Here is a 19,371-nt window from a genome sequence, read left to right on the forward strand (position 1 = left end):
CCGCGCGGCCCGCGATAATCACGCCCGAAGACGTGGATTTTGCACTTCCGGGGCGGGCCCGCGGCTCGGTACCTTCGGGACTTGGAATGTCCGGAAACGCGGAGAAGAACACCTTCGGGAACGACTGGCGTGAGCCTGACCGACAAGTGCCTGAGGAGTTCCGCATGCGTGCAACGCTCTTCATCCCGCCCGAGTCGGCCCGCTCGTCTTCGCGGGCCCGGGCGTTGCAGACGGCTGGACACGAGACGGGCGCCGCCCCGCACCCGGCGGAAGCCGGGCTCATCCGCACCTGGCGGCCCGGTCTCGTCCGGTGGGTTCCGCACCTGCGCCGGGAAATGCTCCCGACGCCCGGCCCGGCCGAACCCCGGCCCGGCGAGCGGACCTGCGGACACCAGCGCCGATAAAACTCGCGTTATCCCCCCTGGATGGAGATGGAGATCATGACGACGGAGCTCACGGGCAAACCAGCCCCCGCACCCGGGCGGGCGGGGGCGCGCCAGTGGCTGGCCCTCGCGGTGCTGAGCCTGCCGACGATGCTGGTGTTCCTGGATCTCACGGTGATGTTCCTGGCGATGCCGCACATCACCGTGGACCTCGGCGCCAGCGCCCTGCAGAGCCTGTGGATGGTGGACATCTACAGCTTCCTGATCGCGGGCTCCCTGGTGACGATGGGCCGCCTCGGCGACCGGATCGGCCGGCGCAAGCTGCTGCTGATCGGCGCGACCGCGTTCGGCCTGCTGTCGATCGTGGCGGCCTTCTCGACCAGCCCGGCGATGCTGATCGCCGCGCGGGCCGGTCTCGGGATCGCGGGCGCCACGTTCATGCCGTGCATCCTGGCCCTGATCTCCACGCTGTTCCCGGATCCCAAGCAGATGGCCAAGGCGATGGCGATCTGGACGACCGCCGGGGCCGGCGGCATGGCGCTCGGCCCGTCGGTCGGCGGCCTGCTGCTGAACTCGTTCTGGTGGGGCTCGGTGTTCCTGCTTTCGGTGCCGCTCATGGCGCTGCTGGTGTTCGCCGGCCCGGCGCTGCTGCCGGAGTCGAAGGACGAGAACGCCGCCAACCTGGACCTCGCCAGTGTCGCGCTTTCGCTGGTCTCGATCCTCGCGATCATCTTCGGGCTGAAGGAGATCGCCCGCAACGGGTGGGACATCGTGCCGGCCGTGATCGCCGTGGCCGGCGTGGTGCTCGGCGTGTTGTTCGTGCGGCGGCAGAAGCGGCTGCGCGACCCGCTGCTCGACGTCGCGCTGTTCAAGATCCCCCAGGTGGGCGGCGCGCTGACGCTGTTCCTCGTGACGGGCATCGTGATGGCGGGCACCGGGCTGCTGACCGCCCAGTTCTTCCAGCTGGTGCTGGGCCTTTCCCCGCTCGAAGCCGCGTTGTGGCTGATCCTGCCGTCGATCCTCGCGATCGTCGGGGTGCAGCTGTCGATGCCGCTGGCCTCCAAGGTGCGCCCCAGCGTGGTGCTCACCGGCGGCCTGGTGATCAGCGCCGTGGGCATGCTCCTCATCGCGCTGGCACCGTCCGGCGGCGGGCTGTTCCTGCTGGTCTTCGGCATCTGCGTGGTCTACTTCGGGGTCGGCGCGGTCCCGGCGCTGTGCAACCAGCTGACGATGGCGGCGGCGCCGCCGGAGCGCCAGGGTTCGGCGGGCGCCATCTCGACGACCGCCGGTGAGCTCGGCAACGCGCTGGGCATCGCCTCGCTCGGCAGCATCGCCACGATCCTGTACACGGCGTGGGTCACCGTGCCGGACGGCGTTCCGGCCGACTCGGCCGCCGTGGCGAAGGAAGACCTGCCCGGTGCGGTGGCCGCCGCCGGCAAGCTGCCGGGCGCCGTCGGCGACCAGCTGCTGAAGGCGGCGCAGGGGACGTTCGGCAACGCCCTCACCGCGGTCGCCATCGGGGCCGGGGTCGTGCTGGTCCTGCTGTCCGCCGTCGTCTTCTTGACGGTGCGCCACGTCAAGCCGATCGGGTCCGAGGAGCAGGCTGCGGCTCCCGAGGACGAGACCGAACTGCCGGTCGAGCACAACTGAACACCGATGCCGGAAACGCCCGTGACGCCACTGTTGTGGGGTCACGGGCGTTTTCCCGGCCGCACCCCTGGAGGACTTCGATGAGCGAGCTGCCCGACGACGCGCTCTACCGCCACCTGCGCAAGACGATCGCCGCGATGGTGACCTCGGCCGGGGACGCCGGCGGCCGCGTCGTGCCCGGCTGTCCGGAGTGGACGGTGCGCGACCTGCTGGCCCACCTGGTGACCATCGCCGCGGGTGTCACGCGCCGGTTCGGTGGCACCCCTGACGCCGAAGCCGAAGCCGCCGCCGAGAACGGCCCGGTCGACGTCGTGCTCGACTCGTGGACGGTCATCGCCGCGGAGCTCGAACCGCTCGTCGCCGAGCGCGGCAGCCGGCTGCTGGTCATGGACACGCTGAGCCACGAGCTCGATCTGCACCGCGTCTTCGGCACCGCGCCCGAGCCCGGGCACCCCGCGCTGCCGGGCACGCTCGACCTCGTCGTCGGCATGCTGGGTGACACCTTGGGCAAGCGCGGCGCGCCGGCCCTCGAAGTCCGGGCCACCGACCGGCAGTGGCAGCTCGGGGAGGACGTGCCCACCGCGGTGGTGGCCGGCGCGGACTACGACGTCCTGCGCTCGTTCACCGGCCGCCGCACGCCGGACCAGATCCGGGCCCTCCAGTGGAGCACCGACCCGGAGCCGTGGCTGCCCGCGTTCACCTGGGCCGCCTTCACCCCGCCGGCCACGCCCGCCGAGCCCCTGGCCGCGGAGCTCGGCTGGCGGTAGCGGCTCAGGCGTCGAAGTCGACGGTGACCGTCTCCGAGACCGGGTAGGACTGGCAGGTGAGCACGAAACCCGCGTCCACTTCGGCCTGTTCGAGGGCGAAGTTGCGGCGCAGGTCGACCTTGCCGTCGGTCACCTTGGCCCGGCAGGTGCCGCAGACGCCGCCCTTGCACGCGAACGGCAGGTCCGGGCGGAAGCGCTGCGCGCCGTCCAGCACCGACGACGACCGCGGCAGGCTCATCGTGCTGGACCGGCCGTCCAGCACCACGCGGACCTCGGACGACTCCCCCGCGACCGCCGGGTCGTCGTGGACGACCGGCTCCGGCGGGGTGTCCACGTAGAACAGCTCCTGGTGGATCCGCGACGCCGGGACGTCCAGCGAGCCCAGCAGCTCCTGCGCCCCGGTCACCATCTCGAACGGGCCGCACAGCCACCAGTGGTCCACAGTGGACACCGGCACGAGCGTGTCGAAGAACGTCCGCAGCTTGGGCACGTCCAGGCGGCCGGTGAACAGCTCGGCCTCGCGGGGTTCCCGCGAAAGGACGTGCACCAGCTCGAGCCGCGACGGCGCGCGGTCCTTGAGGTCCGCCAGCTCGTCGGCGAACATCACGGTGTCCGTGCGGCGGTTGCCGTAGAGCACCGTCACCGTCGCGTCCGGGGTGTCCAGCAGCGACGACACGATCGACAGCACCGGCGTGATGCCCGAGCCGGCCGCGATCAGCACGTGGTGGCCGCCCGCGGTGAGGTCCGGGGTGAACGAGCCGGTCGGCGGCGCGACCTCGATGGTGTCACCCGCGCGGACGTCGTTCAGCAGCCACGACGAGAACAGCCCGCCCGGCACCAGCCGCACGCCGACCCGCGGCGCCGACCCGGCCGCCGCGCAGATCGAGTACGACCGGCGCTCGTCCCGGCCGTCGACCTCGCGGCGCAGCGTCAGCGACTGGCCCGGCTTGAACGCGAAGTCTTCGGCCAGCTCCGCCGGGACGTCGAACGTCACCGCGACGGCGTCGTCGCAGAGCTGTTCGATGCCGGCGACCTTCAGCGGGTGGAACCGCCGGGAAATCGTGCTGGTCACCTAGTCCTCCCTTGCCCCCACCGCCGCCCTCAGCGGAGGAGCTTCGCTCCCAATTATATTTCTTTGACGTGCTCGAACGGCTCCTGACACGACCGGCAGCGCCGCAGCGCCTTGCACGCCGTCGCACCGAACCGGGACTGCTCTTCGGTGTCCGCCGACCCGCACAGCGGGCAGCGCACGGCCGCCACCGGCGCCGACAGCGTCAGCGGGATCGGCCCGGACCGCCGCGGCGCCGCGCCCGGCGGGGCGATGCCCGCTTCGGCCAGCTTCCGGCGTCCGTCCGGGGAGATCCAGTCCGACGACCACGACGGCGACAGCACGGTCCGGACCTCGACGTCGGCGTAGCCCGCGGTGACGAGCGCGTGCTCGAGGTCGTCGCGCATGGTGTCCATCGCCGGGCAGCCGGTGTAGGTCGGGGTGATCGCGACGACCACCCGGCCGTCCTCCTCGGACACCGACCGCAGCACGCCGAGGTCGGCGAGCGTCAGCATCGGCAGCTCCGGGTCGGTGACCGTCGCGGCGACGGCGGCGGCGGTCACCACTTCGCGTCCGGCATGGCCCGGGCGACGCTCTGCAGCTCCGCCAGCAGGAACCCCAGCTGCTCGGTGTGGACGCCGTCGCGGCCGGTCCGGCCGGACACACCCGCCAGCTCACCCGACGCCGGCTGGGTCAGCGTCGCCGCCGCGAGGGCCTGGTCCAGCACCGCGCCGAACTCGGGCCGCAGGGTCGCCGCGTCCACCAGCTCGACCGGGTGCGTGCGGAACAGCTCCCCCACGTACGGCCAGACGGCGTCGAGGCCCTCCTGCATGCGCTCGTGCGACAACGGCGTGCCGTCGCCGAGGCGGACCAGCCACTGCGCCGCGTAGTCGCGGTGGTAGGTCAGCTCCTTGACACCCTTGTCCGCGATCGCGGCGAGCACCGGGTCCACACTGGACACCAGCCGCTGGAACAGCGCCAGCCGCCACGTCGAGAACACGAACAGCCGCGCGATCAGGTGCCCGAAGTGGCCGCCGCCCAGCTCCGCGAGCCGGACGTTGCGGAACTCGTTCTCCACGCGGTCGAAGGCGAACGAGTCTTCCGAACGCGCGGAGCCGTCGGCCTTGCCGGCGCGCGCCAGCAGCAGCCGCGCCTGGCCGAGCAGGTCGAGGCCGATGTTCGCGATCGCGACCTCGTCCTCCAGCTCGGGTGCGTTCGTGCACCATTCCTGCAACCGGTGGGAGAAGATCAGCGCGTCGTCGCCCAGCATCAGGCAGTACGCCGCGAGCTGCGCACCGTCCACACCGGACGGCACCGAGGTGTCCACTCCGGACAGCGGGTCCTCGAAGCCGGTGCCGAACGCCCAGCGGGCGTCGTTCTCCTCGGTCAGCGACTCGTAGACGTTGTCGAAACTCATATGTGCGGCACCTCCTCGGGGATCTCGTAGAACGTCGGGTGCCGGTAGACCTTGTCGCCACTCGGCGCGAAGAACGGGTCCTTCTCGTCCGGCGACGACGCCGTGATGTCCGACGCCCGCACGACCCAGATCGACACGCCTTCGTTGCGGCGGGTGTAGAGGTCACGCGCGTGGTGCAGCGCCATCTCGTCGTCGGCCGCGTGCAGCGAGCCGACGTGCACGTGGTTCAGGCCGCGCTTGCCGCGGACGAACACCTCGTACAGCGGCCAGTCGTGCTTCATCGCGAACCCTTCTTTTCAGCGTGCGCCACCGCGGCTTCGCGGACCCAAGCGCCGTCGTCGTGCGCGCGGCGCCGGTGGGCGACCCGCGAGGCGTTGCACGGGCCGTTGCCCTTCAACACGTTCTTGAACTCGTCCCAGTCCACCGCGCCGAAGTCGTAGTGCTCACGATCGGCGTTCCAGCGGAGGTCGGGATCCGGGAACGTGACGCCCAGCGCGTCGGCCTGCGGCACCGACATGTCGACGAAGCGCTGCCGCAGCTCGTCGTTGGTGTGGCGCTTGACTTTCCACGCCATCGACTGCGCGGTGTTCGGCGAGTCGGCGTCCGGCGGGCCGAACATCATCAGCGACGGCCACCACCAGCGGTTGACGGCCTCCTGGACCATGTCCCGCTGCTGCCGGGTGCCCTTCATCATCGTCATCAGCAGCTCGTAGCCCTGCCGCTGGTGGAAGGACTCCTCCTTGCAGATGCGGATCATCGCCCGTGCGTAGGGCCCGTAGGAGCTGCGGCACAGCGGCACCTGGTTGCAGATCGCCGCGCCGTCGACCAGCCAGCCGATCACGCCGACGTCGGCGAAGGTCAGCGTCGGGTAGTTGAAGATCGACGAGTACTTCTGCTTGCCGGTGATCAGCTTGTCGGTCAGGTCCGCGCGGTCCGCGCCGAGCGTCGCCGCGGCCGAGTACAGGTAGAGCCCGTGGCCGGCCTCGTCCTGCACCTTGGCGAGCAGGATCGCCTTGCGGCGCAACGACGGCGCGCGCGTGATCCAGTTGCCCTCGGGCTGCATGCCGATGATCTCCGAGTGCGCGTGCTGCGCGATCTGCCGGATCATCGTCTTGCGGTACCCCTCGGGCACCCAGTCGCGCGGCTCGATGCGCTGGTCACGCTCGATGACGGCCTCGAACTGTTCTTCAAGCGAGTCGACAGCGGTCACGGCTGCTCCTTCGACACGAGGGTCAGGACGTCGTACTTGGCCACGGACTCGCCGTCGGCGTTGGTGACGTCGGCGTCCCAGCGGACCTCGCCGTACTCCTGGTCGATCCGCGGGGTGATCTGCTTGGCGGTCAGCGTCACGGTCAGCGAGTCGCCGACCTTGACCGGCGTGAGGAACCGGAGGTTCTCCAGGCCGTAGTTGGCCAGGACCGGGCCGGGCTCGGGCGAGACGAACAGCCCGGCCGCGAACGAGACGACCAGGTAGCCGTGCGCGACGATCCCGCCGAACAGCGGGTTCGCCGCCGCGGCCTCGGGGTCGGTGTGGGCGTAGAACGTGTCGCCGGTGAACTCGGCGAAGTGGTCGACGTCGGACTGGCTGACTGTGCGCGGCCCGGCGACGACGGAGTCGCCGATATTCAGCTCGGCCAGGGACTTCCGGAACGGGTGGACGTCACCCTCGGTACGGGGTGCGCCGGTGACCCAGCGGCCGGTGACCGTGGAGAGCACCGCCGGCGAGCCCTGCACAGCCGTGCGCTGCATGTGGTGCAGCACACCGCGGATCCCGCCCATCTCCTCGCCGCCGCCCGCGCGACCCGGGCCGCCGTGGACCAGCTGCGGCATCGGCGAGCCGTGACCGGTCGATTCCTTGGCGTCGTCGGCGTCCAGGACCAGCAGGCGGCCGTGGTACGGCGCCGCGCCGAGGACGACGTCCCGCACGAACTCCTTGTCGGCGCTGACGATCGAGCCCGCCAGGCTGCCGCCGCCACGCGCGGCCAGCTCGACGACCTGCTCGGCCGAGGTGTAGGGCAGCAGCGTGGAGACCGGGCCGAACGCCTCGACCTCGTGCGGCTCCGAGCGCTCCGGGTCCGCCTTCAGCAGGACCGGCGAGATGAAGGCGCCACGCTCGGCGTCGCCGTCCACGACGTCGACCTTCTCCGGGTCGCCGAACACCACGCTGCCCGCGTCGAGCAGGGCCTTCAGAGACCGCCGGACCTCTTCGCGCTGCTCCAGGCTGGCCAGCGCGCCCATCCGGACGCCCTCGGCGGTCGGGTTGCCGACCGTCACCTTCGCGAGCCGCGCCGAAGCGGCCTCGGCGACGTCGTCGAGCAGGGACGCGGGCACGAACGCGCGGCGGATGGCCGTGCACTTCTGGCCCGCCTTGACCGTCATCTCCGAGGTCAGCTGCTTGACGAACAGGTCGAACTCGGTGGTGCCCTTGACCGCGTCCGGACCGAGGATCGAGCAGTTCAGCGAGTCGGCCTCGGCGTTGAAGCGGACGGCGTTGCGGATGATCGCCGGGTGCGCGCGCAGCTTCTGCGCGGTCGACGCCGAGCCGGTGAACGACACGAGGTCCTGCGCGGTGACGTGGTCGAGCAGGTCGCCGACACTGCCCGCGACGAACTGCAGCGAGCCCTCCGGCAGGATGCCCGACTCGATGATCAGCTCGACCAGGCGCGCGGTCAGGTACGCCGTCTGGCTCGCGGGCTTGACCAGGCTCGGGACGCCGGCCAGGAACGCCGGGGCGAACTTCTCCAGCGGCCCCCAGACGGGGAAGTTGAACGCGTTGATCTGGATCGCGACACCCCGCAGCGGGGTCGCGATGTGCTGCGCGACGAACGTGCCGCCCTTGCTCAGCGGCTCGACGTTGCCGTCGACGTAAACGGTGTCGTTCGGCAGCTCGCGCTTGCCCTTGGAGGCGTAGGAGAACAGGACGCCGATGCCGCCGTCGATGTCGAACTTGGAGTCACCCAGCGTCGCGCCGGTCCGCGCGGAGAGTGCGTACAGCTCTTCGCGGTGCTCACGCAGGTGCGAGGCGAGCGCCTTGAGCAGGGCCGCGCGCTGGTGGAACGTCAGCTCGCGCAGGGCCGGCCCGCCCACGCGGCGGCCGTACGCCAGCGCGCCCGCGAAGTCGACGCCCGCCGACGAAACCCGGGCGACCTCTTCCCCGGTGGTGGCGTCGTGCAGCGGGACACCCTCTTCCGCCGCCGTATGCCACTCGCCCGAAACGTAGCTGCGCAGCAAACCCATCGAGTCCGACCTCTCCACCGAATAACCTACCGGACGTTCAGTAATTCCATCGTAGCCGCTGGCCGCCGAGATCGGAAGGCCCCGGTGCTTGACACCGGCCCGGCGCACTGCCTTTACTGAGCGGCACCGCCAGGTGACCGTCCATTCGGTCAGTCGACACGGAGGGTCCATGACCAACGCCGCGCACACCATGTTCGCCGCCGACGAGGCGTCCCGCGCGCTGGGCATCGAACTGGCCGAAGCCGGCGACGGCCGCGCGGTCGCGACCATGACGATCACCGCGTCGATGGTCAACGGGCACGACATCGCCCACGGCGGTTACGTCTTCCTCCTGGCCGACACCGCGTTCGCCTGCGCCTGCAACACCCACGGCCCGGTGACCGTCGCCGCCGGCGCCGAGATCTCCTTCGTCGCGGCCGGCCGGCTCGGCGACCACCTCGTCGCCACGGCCACCGAGCGCACCCGCTACGGCCGCAACGGCATCTACGACGTCACCGTGCACCGGGAGACCCCCGGCGGGCCCGAGGTCGTCGCCGAATTCCGCGGCCGCAGCCGCGTCCTCTCCGCGAAACGGGACTGACCATGATCGAGGCGAACATCGGCGCGGACGAGCTGGCCGCCCGCCAGCTGGAGCGTCTGCAGTGGACACTCAGACACGCCTACGCGAACGTGCCCGCGTACACGAAGAAGTTCGACGAGGCCGGCGTCCACCCCTACGACTGCAAGGAACTCTCCGACCTGGCGAAGTTCCCGTTCACCACCAAGCAGGACCTGCGCGAGAACTACCCGTTCGGGATGTTCGCCGTGCCGCAGGACCAGGTGCGCCGGATCCACGCCTCGAGCGGGACGACCGGCAAGGCGACCGTCGTCGGCTACACCGAGCGCGACATCGACACGTGGGCGACGGTGATGGCCCGGTCGATCCACGCCGCGGGCGGGCGGCCCGGCCACAAGCTGCACAACGCGTACGGCTACGGCCTGTTCACCGGCGGGCTCGGCGCGCACTACGGCGCGGAGAAGCTGGGCTGCACCGTGATCCCGGCCTCCGGCGGGATGACCGCGCGGCAGGTGCAGCTGATCACCGACTTCCGGCCCGAGATCATCATGGTGACGCCGTCGTACATGCTGACCCTGCTCGACGAGTTCGAGCGCCAAGGCGTGGACCCGAAGGCGAGCTCGCTCAAGGTCGGCATCTTCGGCGCCGAGCCGTGGACCGAGCAGATGCGCTCGGAGATCGAGGAGCGGTTCGCGATCGACGCCGTCGACATCTACGGATTGTCGGAGGTGATGGGCCCGGGTGTCGCGCAGGAGTGCGTCGAGACGAAGGACGGCCTGCACATCTGGGAGGACCACTTCTACCCCGAGGTGATCGACCCGTTCAGCGAAGACGTGCTCGCCGACGGCGACACCGGTGAGCTGGTGTTCACGTCGCTGACCAAGGAGGCGCTGCCGATCATCCGCTACCGCACGCGCGACCTCACGGCGCTCTCGCCGGGGACCGCGCGGCCGGCGTTCCGGCGGATGGCCAAGGTGACCGGCCGCACCGACGACCTGATCATCCTGCGCGGGGTCAACGTCTTCCCGACGCAGATCGAGGAGATCGTGCTGCGGACGGCCGGGCTGAGCCCGCACTTCCAGCTCGTCCGGTCCACGCGCGGCCGGCTCGACCACCTGACCGTGCTAGTCGAAGCGCGTCACGACGCTTCGGCCGCTTCGCGGGACGAGGCCGCCGCCTCGCTGGTCTCGGGTGTCAAGGACGGGGTCGGGGTCACCGTTTCGGTGGACGTCGTCGACCCGGACACCCTGGAGCGGTCGATGGGCAAGATGCGCCGGATCGTCGACCAGCGGGACCGGCCGTGACCGCGCCCCGGCGCGGGCGCCCCGGCTACGACCTCGAGTCACTGCTGCAGGTGGCGGTGAAGCTGTTCAACGAGCGGGGTTACGACGGCACGAGCATGGAGGACCTCTCCCGCAAGCTCGGCATCACGAAGTCCGCGATCTACCACCACGTGCCCAGCAAGGAGGAGCTGCTGCGGCTGTCGGTGGACCGGGCGCTGGACGGGCTGTTCGAGGTCGCCGCGTCGACCGACCGGCTCGACGGCCGCGCGATCGACCGGCTGGAGCACCTGGTGCGCGGCAGCGTCCTGGTGCTGGCCGACCGGCTGCCGTTCGTCACGCTGCTGCTGCGCGTGCGCGGCAACACGAAGGTGGAGCGGGCGGCACTGGCCCGGCGGCGCGAGTTCGACCTGCTGGTGACGGACCTGGTGAAACAGGCCGAAGCCGAGGGCGACATCCGCCCGGACGTCGACCCCGCGGTGACGGCGAGGCTGCTCTTCGGCATGGTGAACTCACTGGTCGAGTGGTACAAACCCCGGCGCGGCTCGTCGGCGACGGAGGTGGCGGACGCCGTCTGCAAGGTGGCGTTCGAGGGCCTGCGCACGACATCCTCTTGATCACCCGACCGGCGGTGTCGGTGAATCATCAAGTAATGCTCACCGAGGCATGAGCGCATTGTGCAGGCATTCACGTCTGCGACCGGCACTCTCGTTCTCCGGGGGCATCACCGTCAGGAAACACAGGGGAGGACACCCACTACACCGATCCGTACTCCCGCTCCGGCTAGGGCACCGACGGTAAACGAAGGGGGCTGCGGCGCGACTTCGCGTGCGTCAGTGACAGCGGAACGAGTTACGACCTGTACGTTCTGCGGAACGCCCGCTGATCGATATCCCGCATGCGTTCACTGGGCACGCACACGTTCAAGCTCCGGACGCACATCCTCTTCGAGGATCTCGCCGATGTGAACAGCGGCCACGCGCTGCTGCTTGTCGATAACCAGTGAGATCGGAACCGCCGCCAGCGGAATTCCCCGCAGCCGCAGAGCGATCCGGCCGGACGGGTCGAAGATGGAGTCGTAGTCCACCTGGAAGTTCCTGACAAAATCGGCGGCATAGTCCCGATTTTCCCGCACATTGATGCCCAGGACGGCAATACCTTCGGTTTTGCCGGCGGCAGAGATCGACTTCAGCATGTGCGTTTCCGAGCGGCAGGGCCCACACCAGGCTCCCCAGAGGTTGAGTAAAACCACCTTGCCGGCGTAGTCGCTCAGCGCAACATTCTTGTCGGCGGCCACCACGCTCGGTCCCGACAGATCGCCGGCCGCCTTCCGCTGGCCGAGCTCGTAAAAGATGTGCGTTTGACCGCCCGGAGAAACGAACTCGAACGAGTTCGACTGCGACACCGCGTCCTTTCCGGTGGAACACGCCGCGAGAACCAAGAGCGCACCGGACAAGAGGAACCGGAACCGCCACACTTTCCGCCGGAACTGCATCCGGTCAGCATATCCGGCGTGCCCTGCCGGACTCGCGTCACTCCCCGGATCCTGAAGACCCCGGGCGGAGATCCGGCGAACCGGCGGCCGTCGCTGGCATCATGCAGGCCATGAGCCACCGCGCCCGCCGGATGTTCGAGCTGCTCGAGCCGATCTGCCTGGTCACCTTCACCGCCGGCGAGTGCCACGACGAGCTGGCCGCGCTCGGGCACCGCACCTATTGGGACGGCTACTTCGCGAGCCGCGCCGCGCCGCTGGGGCGGGTGCCGGCGCAGGTCGTGCACGCGGCCTTCTACAACTTCGCCGAGGGAGAGGCCGCGCGGCACATCCCGAGCGCGTGGGAGACCATCCCGCCCGAGGCGTCCGTCGCCGCGCGGCAGCGGGGCAGCGCGGCCTCCCTGCGGCGCATCCTGGGTGACGAGCTCGCCGGCTCCCCCCGGCCTGGTCCGCGCCGCCGACCTGACGACCAAGGCCGCGCGGAGCGCGCCCACCGCCGGCCGGGTGATGTACGCCGGGCTGCGCACCCTCCCGGTGCCGGACGAACCCGTCGCCCGGTTGTGGTTTTCCGCGACGATGCTGCGCGAGCACCGCGGTGACGGGCACATCGCCGCACTCGTCGGCGCCGGCGTCGGCGGCACGGAGTCCCACGTGCTTTCGGCGCTGGAGATGGGCATCCACCCGCCGGAGTCGTTCGGGCGGATCCACCACCTGCCGAAGGAGCGGCTCGCCGCGGTCATGGCCGGCCTGCGCGAGCGTGGGCTCGTCGACACCGACGGCCGCTTCACCGACGCCGGCCGCGAGCTGAAGCAGCGCATCGAAGACCTCACCGACGAGCTCGCCGAGCCGCCGTACGAGGCCCTCTCCCCCGCCGAGCTCGACGAGCTGGTCGCCGCGCTCGAGCCGCTCACCGCGAAACTGGTGGCCGCCGGGTCGCAGTGACGCGCCCGGTCAGTCCTCGGCGGTCTGGGGCGGCCGCCCCGCTTGCCAGAGAAGGGCTTCGCGCAGCTGCTCGATGAGCTGCTCGTCGTCCGCTTCGGACGGGTCGACCCCCAGCGGGATCCAGCGCTCGGACACTTTCGCCCCCTGGTCGTACCCGGTGATCACGATGCCGGAGTAGGAGAGGGACTCTTCGTCGGCGCAGTCGCCGTCGGGCAGGGGCTCGTCGGCTTCGAAGCCCTCGTCGAAGCTGACGTGGCGATGCTGCAGGCGGACGCTGACCCAGCGCCCGGCCGGCCGGATCGGCGCGCCTTCTTCGATCATCTGCTCCTACCCCCGGTCGCGGTCCCCTGTCGTCTCGTCGCATCCGGACGCCGGGAAGTTACCGGCGAGTTGTTCCGGTTGCGTAACGGCAAGGGTTGACGCGAAACTTCGGTTGCCCGCCAACGGAGTCACTCTCTTGACGAGAAGTCAACTGCATGTTGACAGCGTGCTGGTCCGCCGCGAGGCTGTGCGGATGACCAGTGGGACCCGGCCGCGGCGCCGCCGGCTCGAACCGGCCGAGCGGCGTGCGGAGATCCTCGCCGCCGCGCGGCGGCTGTTCGGCGCGGGCAGCTACGCGTCGGTGTCCACTTCGGACATCGCCGAGGCCGCCGGGGTGGCGCGCCCGCTGATCAACCACTACTTCGGCGGGAAGCGCGAGCTCTACCTGGAAGTGGTGCGGCAGCTGATGATCGTGCCCGCGCCGGTCACCGAAGCGCTGCCGGACACCACGATGGAGGAGCGGCTCGCGATCGGCGTCGAGCGGTGGATCGAGGTGGTGGACCGCAACCGCGACGCGTGGCTGACGGTGATCGGGCCCGAGTCGGCGGGCCGTGACCCGGAGATCGAGCGGATCATGCTGGAGGCCGACGAGATCGCCGCCGACCGCGTGCTCGAAGCCGCGCTGATGACCGGCGTGACCGAGGGCCGCGAGGAGCTGCGCGCCATGATCCGGTCGTTCGGCGGGATGCTGCGGGCGGCGTCGCGAGAATGGCTCATCCGCGGCACGCTCGACCGCGCGGCGCTGCGCACCTTTCTCACCGATTCGCTCCTCAACCTGCTGAAGCTCACCTACCCGGCGGTGCTTGCCGGGCGGCCCGGAAACGGCGGGCGAACGCCGCCGGCGTCATCCCGGTCCAGCGCTTGAACGCGTAGATGAAGCTGGACGCCTCCGCGTACCCGAGCCGGTACGCGACGTCCTCGACCGACAGCACCCCGGTGTCGAGCAGCTCCTCGGCCAGCGCCAGGCGGACCTCGTCGACCAGCGCGCGGTAGCTGGTGCCGGCCTCGCCCAGGCGGCGCCGCAGCGTGCGCGTGCTGAGCGTCAGCTGACGGGCGATCTCGTCCATCCCCGCGTCGACGCCGCCGAGGCGGACCAGGCGTTCCCGGACCTGCTGCGAGATGCCGGACCGCTGCCGTTTGCGCGTGACGAGCGCTTCGCACTGCGCGGCGCAGAGGGCGACGGTCTGCTCGTTGGCCTGCGGCAGCGGCCGGTTGAGCAGCGCCGGGTCGAGCGTCGCGCGGCAGGCGTCGGCGCCGAACCGGGGCCGCAGCCCGAACGCCGTCACATAGGAGTCCACTGTGGACGCTTCGTGCCGGAAGCTCAGGTCGTCGAGCACGATCTCCGGCAGCAGGTCGCGCATCACCGCGAAGATCGCGGACAGGTCGCGCAGCACGAGGAACCGGGCGACGTCGGCGGGGACGCGGCTGTCGTCGAGCTCGAGGGTCAGCCGGTCGCCGTCGACCCCGACGTGCGGGATGCAGAAGGCGAAGCTCAGGTCGAAGTAGCGCAGGGCGAACAGCATCGCGTCACGCAGGGTCGGGCTGCTGATGCAGGCGAACCCGAAGATGCCGAAGGTGGTGACGCGGTAGCGGCGGCCGAGCTCGAGGGCCGTCGTGTCCGAACCGTCCAGTTCGGCCAGTGCGCGGACGACGGCCAGCTCCTGGCGCGCGTCGACCTGGACGGCGGGGTCCGAGAGCAGCTCCGGCGAGAGCGTCGTCGCGGCGAGCAGCTTCCCGGCGGGAAGGCCGCGCTCGGCGGCGAACCGCGTCATCAGCTCGATGCTCGCGGTGCCGCGCGGGAAGTCCCAGTCCCCGACGGCGGGCGCGGCGAGCTCGGCCATGGCCGGAAGTATGGATGACGGCCGTGCGCGCGTCGAATCGAGGACCGGAACTGTCCGCGGTGATCGTTAGGGTGAGTGCCGTGGAGACCTTGAGCCGACGGGCCCTGAACCGGGCGACGCTGGAGCGCCAGCTGCTGCTGCGTCCCGCGAAGATGTCCGCGTACGACGCGGTCGAGCACCTGGCCGGGCTCCAGGCACAGGCGCCGTTCCCGCCGTACTACGCGCTGTGGGCGCGGCTGCAGGGGTTCCGGCCGGCGGACCTGGCGACGCTGCTGGAGGACCGGCGGGTGGTCCGGATCGCGCTGATGCGCGGCACGGTCCACCTGGTGACGGCGGCGGACGCGCTGGCGTGGCGGCCGGTGGTCCAGGTGCTCTACGACCGCGACCTGAAGACGAACACCCAGCACGCGCGGGCACTGGAGGGGCTGGACCACGCCGAGGTCGCGTCGGCCGCGCGGGAGCTGCTGGCTTCACCGTTGACGGGCACGGCGCTGGGGGCGTCACTCGGGCAGCGCTGGCCGGACGTCCCGGCGGCGTCCCTGACCCACCTCGCGCGCGGGCAGCTCCCGCTGGTGCAGACGCCCCCGCGGGCGATCTGGGGCAAGGCGGGCCAGACGACGTACGCGTGCCTGGACTCGTGGGTGGGCGAGCCGTTGTCGCCGCCTTCGCCCGCTTCGCTGATTTCGCGGTACCTGCGGGCGTTCGGCCCGGCGTCGGTGGCGGACGTCCAGGCGTGGGCGGGCATCACGCGCTTGGGTGAGGTGGCGGCGTCGATGGATCTGCGGCGGTACCGCGATCCCGAGGGCCGGGAGCTGGTCGACCTGCCGTCGCTGACCGTCCCGGCCGAGGACGTCCCGGCGCCACCGCGGCTGCTGGGGCCGTTCGACCAGACGATCCTGTCGTACGCGGACCGGACGCGCGTGATTTCGGACGAGTACCGCAAGCGGGTGATCACACAGAACGGCCTGGTCAAGGGGACGCTGCTGGTGGGCGGGTTCGTGCGCGGCTTCTGGGAGCTGCGGAAGGAGCGCAAGGCGGCGGTGGTGGAGCTGTCGCCGTTCGAGAAGCTGGCGAAGCGGGATTTGGCGGGGCTGGAGAGCGCGGCCGGGCGGTTGGTGGACTGGGCGGAACCCGGCCTGAAGACTCGGGAGGTGCGCGTCCACCCACCCGCGTGACCGTTGGCCGGAATTCTCGATCGAGTGACCGTTCGTGTCCTGTTGTCACAGGCTTCGGATGCGTAGCTTTCCCAGCATGAGTGGTTCGGCGAAGGGGCCGTCGGTGCTGATCGTGGGTACCGGGTTCGGTGGGATCGGGACGGCGATCGAACTGAAGCGGGCCGGCTTCAGCGACTTCACGCTGCTCGAAAGCGCCGGCGAGCCCGGCGGCGTCTGGCGGGACAACACCTATCCCGGCGCCGCCTGTGACATCCCGTCGCCGCTCTACTCCTTCTCCTTCGAGCCGAACCCGCGGTGGCCGAAGCGGTTCTCGCACCAGCCGGACATCCTCGCCTACCTGCGTGACGTCATCACCAAGTACGGCCTCGGGCCGCACATCCGGTACCGGTCCGAGGTCACCGCGGCCGCCTTCGACGAAGACCGGAAGCTCTGGCGCGTCGAGACGAAGACCGGCGAAACCTACGAGGCCGACGTCTTCGTCCCGGCCGTCGGGCAGCTGTCGCGGCCGGTCCTGCCCGCCATCCCCGGGCGGGACCGGTTTGCGGGGGACGCCTTCCATTCCGCGCGGTGGGACCACGGCGTCGAGCTCACCGGGAAGCGGGTCGCCGTCATCGGGACCGGGGCCAGTGCCGTGCAGTTCGTGCCCGAGCTGCGGAAACACGCCGAGCACGTCACCGTCTTCCAGCGCACGCCGCCGTACGTCATGGCGAAGTCCGATCCCACCTACCGGCGCTGGCAGCACTGGCTGTTCGAGCACCTGCCGCCGACGCAGCTGCTCGGCCGGCTGCGGATCTTCCTGCTCGCCGAGTACGCCACCTACGCGATGACCAGGCACCCGTTGCTCGCGAAGATGTTCGAGCTGCGGACCGCGCAGCTGCGCCACCGCCACCTCAAGGATCCCGAGCTGCGCGCGAAGCTCACGCCGGCGTATCCCTTGGGCTGCAAGCGGATCCTCTTCACCAACGACTACCTGCCCGCGCTGGCGCAGCCGGACGTCGACGTCGAGACGCGCCGGATCGGCGAGATCACCGAGAAGGGCGTCCGCGTCGAGGACGGGACCGAGGTCGAGGCGGACGTCATCGTCTACGGCACCGGGTTCGCCGCGACGGACTTCCTCGGCCGGCTGGACGTGCGCGGCCTCGGCGGCCGGTCGCTGCGGGACGCCTGGTCCGGCGGCGCGCGGGCGTACCTGGGCATGGCCGTGCCCGGGTTCCCCAACATGTTCTGCGTCTACGGGCCGAACACGAACCTCGGCGCTGGGTCCATCATCTACATGATCGAACGCCAGGCGCGTTACATCCGCCAAGCCGTCGAACAGCTCTCGCGCCCCGGAGTGTCCTATATCGACGTACGACCGGACGTCGAGGAGCGTTACGACGACGAGGTGCAGAAGCGCCTCGGCCACAGCGTCTGGAGCGCCTGCACCAGCTGGTACCGCCAGGCCGACGGCCGCGTGACGACCAACTGGCCCGGGCTGGTCACCGAATACGACCGCCGGACCCGCCGGCTCGACCCCGCGGACTTCCGGGTGGTGGCGTGATGGACTACGACGTCCTCGTGATCGGCTCGGGGTTCGGCGGCAGCGTCACGGCGTTGCGGCTGACCGAAAAGGGCTACCGCGTCGGGGTGCTGGAGACCGGCCGCCGGTTCGCCGACGACGAGTTCGCGAAGACGTCGTGGCGGCTGCGCAAGTACCTGTGGGCGCCGAAGCTCGGGTGCTTCGGCATCCAGCGGCTCACCCTGCTGAAGAACACCTTCGTGATGAGCGGCTCCGGCGTCGGCGGCGGCTCGCTGGTGTACGCGAACACGCTCTACGAGCCGCCGGACAAGTTCTACGAAGACCCGCAGTGGGCGCACATCACGGACTGGAAGGACGAGCTCGCGCCGTACTACGACCAGGCGAAGCGGATGCTCGGCGTGGTCGAGAACCCGGCGACGACGGCCGCGGACCGCGTCCTGCGCGAGGTCGCCGACAACCTGGGCATCGGGCACACCTACCGCCGCACGCCGGTCGGCGTCTACTTCGGACAGTCCGGGGTGGACCCGTTCTTCGGCGGCGCGGGACCCGCCCGCCAGTCGTGCACGCTCTGCGGCGAATGCATGACCGGCTGCCGTGTCGGCGCGAAGAACACGACCGTGAAGAACTACCTCTACCTCGCCGAGCAGGCCGGCGCCGAGGTCCACCCCCTGACGACCGCGGTCTCCGTCCGGCCGATCGAGGGCGGGTACGCCGTCGACACCGAACGCACCGGGCGCTGGGTCCGCAAGGGCCGGCGGACGTTCACCGCGTCGCAGGTCGTGTTCGCCGCGGCGTCGCTGGGCACCCAGCGCCTGCTCCACCGCCTGCGCGACACCGGGACGCTGCCGGACCTGTCCCCGCGGCTCGGCCTGCTGGCGCGGACGAACTCCGAAGCCGTCCTGGCCGCGCGGTCGCTGCGCGACGACACCGACTACACCCGCGGTGTCGCGATCACGTCGTCGATCCACCCGGACGCCGTCACGCACGTGGAGCCGGTGCGGTACGGGCGCGGCAGCAACTTCATGGGCCTGATGACGACGGTGCTGGTGGACGCACAGGCCGGCCGCCGACGTTGGGTGCTGGGCCTGCGCGAGCTCTGGAAGCAGCGGCGCGACGTCGTCCGCCTGCACAACCCGCGGCGCTGGTCGGAGCGGATGATCGGGCTGCTGGTGATGCAGACGCTCGACAACTCCGTGACGACGTACACGCGGCGTGGGCTCTTCGGCCGGCGCATGACGACCAAACAGGGTTCGGGAACACCGAGCCCGGAGTGGATCCCGGCCGGGCACGACGTCACGCGGCGCGTCGCCGAGAAGATCGGCGGCCTGCCACAGGGCGCGTGGACGGACCTGGCGAACATCCCGATCACCGGCCACTTCATCGGTGGCTGCGCGATCGGCGACTCCCCCGGCTCCGGGGTGGTCGACCCGTACCAGCGGCTGTACGGCCACCCCGGCCTGCACGTCGTGGACGGCTCGGCGATCTCGGCGAACCTGGGCGTCAACCCGTCGCTGACGATCACCGCCCAGGCCGAGCGGGCGATGGCCTGCTGGCCGAACCGCGGTGACGCCGACCCGCGGCCGCCGTTGGGCGCCGCCTACCGGCGGGTGGCGCCGGTGCCGCCGGCCGCGCCGGTCGTCCCGGCGGACGCGCCGGGTGCCCTGCGGCTGCCCGTCGTCCCCCGAAACCCCGCCTGACCTGCGGATTCAACATTTTCTCAACATTCGCACACGCCCGGTGCGC

General features: G+C 70.8%; 19 protein-coding genes and 1 pseudogene. 11 read left to right on the forward strand and 9 right to left on the reverse strand.

Annotated elements, in window-relative coordinates:
• Positions 1-164: 164 nt before the first annotated feature.
• The 3 genes from ACZ61C_RS45355 (at position 165) to ACZ61C_RS45365 (ending at position 2,800) form a co-directional block, all read left to right on the forward strand.
• Positions 165-404, forward strand: coding sequence for a hypothetical protein (locus ACZ61C_RS45355; protein ID WP_465314176.1), 240 nt, complete (start codon positions 165-167; stop codon positions 402-404).
• Between the two features lie 36 nt (positions 405-440).
• A complete protein-coding gene (locus ACZ61C_RS45360) occupies positions 441-2,033 on the forward strand; it encodes an MFS transporter (protein ID WP_465314177.1) in 1,593 nt (530 codons plus the stop codon).
• A gap of 80 nt (positions 2,034-2,113) precedes the next feature.
• Positions 2,114-2,800 carry a maleylpyruvate isomerase family mycothiol-dependent enzyme gene (locus ACZ61C_RS45365; protein ID WP_465314178.1) on the forward strand — a complete coding sequence of 229 codons (687 nt, stop codon included), beginning with the start codon at positions 2,114-2,116 and terminating at the stop codon, positions 2,798-2,800.
• A 4-nt stretch (positions 2,801-2,804) separates the two neighbouring features.
• Here ACZ61C_RS45365 and paaE read toward each other — a convergent pair whose 3' ends face one another.
• The 6 genes from paaE to paaZ are packed head-to-tail and all read right to left on the reverse strand — an operon-like array spanning position 2,805 to position 8,502.
• Positions 2,805-3,872: a 1,2-phenylacetyl-CoA epoxidase subunit PaaE gene (paaE, locus tag ACZ61C_RS45370; protein WP_465314179.1), complete on the reverse strand. Its 1,068-nt coding sequence runs from the start codon at positions 3,870-3,872 to the stop codon at positions 2,805-2,807.
• Positions 3,873-3,925: 53 nt separating this feature from the next.
• Positions 3,926-4,414 (reverse strand): 1,2-phenylacetyl-CoA epoxidase subunit PaaD, encoded by a 489-nt coding sequence (gene paaD, locus ACZ61C_RS45375; RefSeq protein ID WP_465314180.1) that lies wholly within the window; start codon positions 4,412-4,414, stop codon positions 3,926-3,928.
• Entirely contained in the window at positions 4,408-5,265 is an 858-nt protein-coding gene (gene paaC, locus ACZ61C_RS45380) for a 1,2-phenylacetyl-CoA epoxidase subunit PaaC (protein WP_465314181.1), read from the reverse strand. Before paaC ends, paaD begins: the two co-directional genes overlap by 7 nt.
• Positions 5,262-5,546 (reverse strand): 1,2-phenylacetyl-CoA epoxidase subunit PaaB, encoded by a 285-nt coding sequence (gene paaB / locus ACZ61C_RS45385; protein ID WP_465314182.1) that lies wholly within the window; start codon positions 5,544-5,546, stop codon positions 5,262-5,264. The genes paaC and paaB overlap by 4 nt, the downstream gene beginning before the upstream one ends.
• On the reverse strand, positions 5,543-6,475 hold the full coding sequence (gene paaA, locus ACZ61C_RS45390) for a 1,2-phenylacetyl-CoA epoxidase subunit PaaA (RefSeq protein ID WP_465314183.1): 933 nt from the start codon (positions 6,473-6,475) through the stop codon (positions 5,543-5,545). Before paaA ends, paaB begins: the two co-directional genes overlap by 4 nt.
• Positions 6,472-8,502 (reverse strand): phenylacetic acid degradation bifunctional protein PaaZ, encoded by a 2,031-nt coding sequence (paaZ, locus tag ACZ61C_RS45395; RefSeq protein ID WP_465314184.1) that lies wholly within the window; start codon positions 8,500-8,502, stop codon positions 6,472-6,474. The genes paaA and paaZ overlap by 4 nt, the downstream gene beginning before the upstream one ends.
• 169 nt (positions 8,503-8,671) lie before the next feature.
• Here paaZ and paaI point away from each other — a divergent pair, with 169 nt between their 5' ends.
• From paaI to ACZ61C_RS45410, 3 genes are read left to right on the forward strand one after another with little or no spacing between them, the layout of a single operon-like run.
• A complete protein-coding gene (gene paaI, locus ACZ61C_RS45400; RefSeq protein ID WP_465314185.1) occupies positions 8,672-9,082 on the forward strand; it encodes a hydroxyphenylacetyl-CoA thioesterase PaaI in 411 nt (136 codons plus the stop codon).
• Positions 9,083-9,084: 2 nt separating this feature from the next.
• Positions 9,085-10,362 carry a phenylacetate--CoA ligase PaaK gene (gene paaK, locus ACZ61C_RS45405; RefSeq protein WP_465314186.1) on the forward strand — a complete coding sequence of 426 codons (1,278 nt, stop codon included), beginning with the start codon at positions 9,085-9,087 and terminating at the stop codon, positions 10,360-10,362.
• Positions 10,359-10,955 (forward strand): TetR/AcrR family transcriptional regulator, encoded by a 597-nt coding sequence (locus tag ACZ61C_RS45410; protein WP_465314187.1) that lies wholly within the window; start codon positions 10,359-10,361, stop codon positions 10,953-10,955. The genes paaK and ACZ61C_RS45410 overlap by 4 nt, the downstream gene beginning before the upstream one ends.
• 287 nt (positions 10,956-11,242) lie before the next feature.
• Here the strand turns inward: ACZ61C_RS45410 and ACZ61C_RS45415 are convergent, their stop codons facing one another.
• Positions 11,243-11,833 carry a TlpA family protein disulfide reductase gene (locus ACZ61C_RS45415; protein WP_465314188.1) on the reverse strand — a complete coding sequence of 197 codons (591 nt, stop codon included), beginning with the start codon at positions 11,831-11,833 and terminating at the stop codon, positions 11,243-11,245.
• Positions 11,834-11,943: 110 nt separating this feature from the next.
• Between ACZ61C_RS45415 and ACZ61C_RS45420 the strand changes: the two are divergent.
• Positions 11,944-12,772: pseudogene (locus ACZ61C_RS45420) on the forward strand (SCO6745 family protein).
• A 9-nt stretch (positions 12,773-12,781) separates the two neighbouring features.
• Here the strand turns inward: ACZ61C_RS45420 and ACZ61C_RS45425 are convergent.
• Positions 12,782-13,093 carry a hypothetical protein gene (locus ACZ61C_RS45425; RefSeq protein WP_465314189.1) on the reverse strand — a complete coding sequence of 104 codons (312 nt, stop codon included), beginning with the start codon at positions 13,091-13,093 and terminating at the stop codon, positions 12,782-12,784.
• Between the two features lie 193 nt (positions 13,094-13,286).
• Here ACZ61C_RS45425 and ACZ61C_RS45430 point away from each other — a divergent pair, with 193 nt between their 5' ends.
• Positions 13,287-13,958, forward strand: a complete 672-nt coding sequence (locus ACZ61C_RS45430; RefSeq protein WP_465314190.1) for a TetR/AcrR family transcriptional regulator — start codon at positions 13,287-13,289, stop codon at positions 13,956-13,958.
• Here the strand turns inward: ACZ61C_RS45430 and ACZ61C_RS45435 are convergent.
• Complete coding sequence (locus tag ACZ61C_RS45435; RefSeq protein ID WP_465314191.1) at positions 13,879-14,934, reverse strand: AraC family transcriptional regulator; 1,056 nt, start codon at positions 14,932-14,934, stop codon at positions 13,879-13,881. The two genes, ACZ61C_RS45430 and ACZ61C_RS45435, sit on opposite strands and share 80 nt — an antisense overlap.
• A gap of 80 nt (positions 14,935-15,014) precedes the next feature.
• Between ACZ61C_RS45435 and ACZ61C_RS45440 the strand changes: the two genes are divergently transcribed.
• The 3 genes from ACZ61C_RS45440 to ACZ61C_RS45450 all read left to right on the forward strand — a co-directional run bounded on the left by ACZ61C_RS45440 (position 15,015) and on the right by ACZ61C_RS45450 (position 19,325).
• Positions 15,015-16,109 (forward strand): winged helix DNA-binding domain-containing protein, encoded by a 1,095-nt coding sequence (locus ACZ61C_RS45440; RefSeq protein ID WP_465314192.1) that lies wholly within the window; start codon positions 15,015-15,017, stop codon positions 16,107-16,109.
• Between the two features lie 76 nt (positions 16,110-16,185).
• Positions 16,186-17,649 (forward strand): flavin-containing monooxygenase, encoded by a 1,464-nt coding sequence (locus ACZ61C_RS45445; RefSeq protein ID WP_465314193.1) that lies wholly within the window; start codon positions 16,186-16,188, stop codon positions 17,647-17,649.
• Entirely contained in the window at positions 17,649-19,325 is a 1,677-nt protein-coding gene (locus ACZ61C_RS45450; protein WP_465314194.1) for a GMC oxidoreductase, read from the forward strand. The genes ACZ61C_RS45445 and ACZ61C_RS45450 overlap by 1 nt, the downstream gene beginning before the upstream one ends.
• The last annotated feature ends 46 nt before the right edge of the window (positions 19,326-19,371 follow it).

This window comes from Amycolatopsis sp. NPDC104587 (assembly GCF_055583645.1).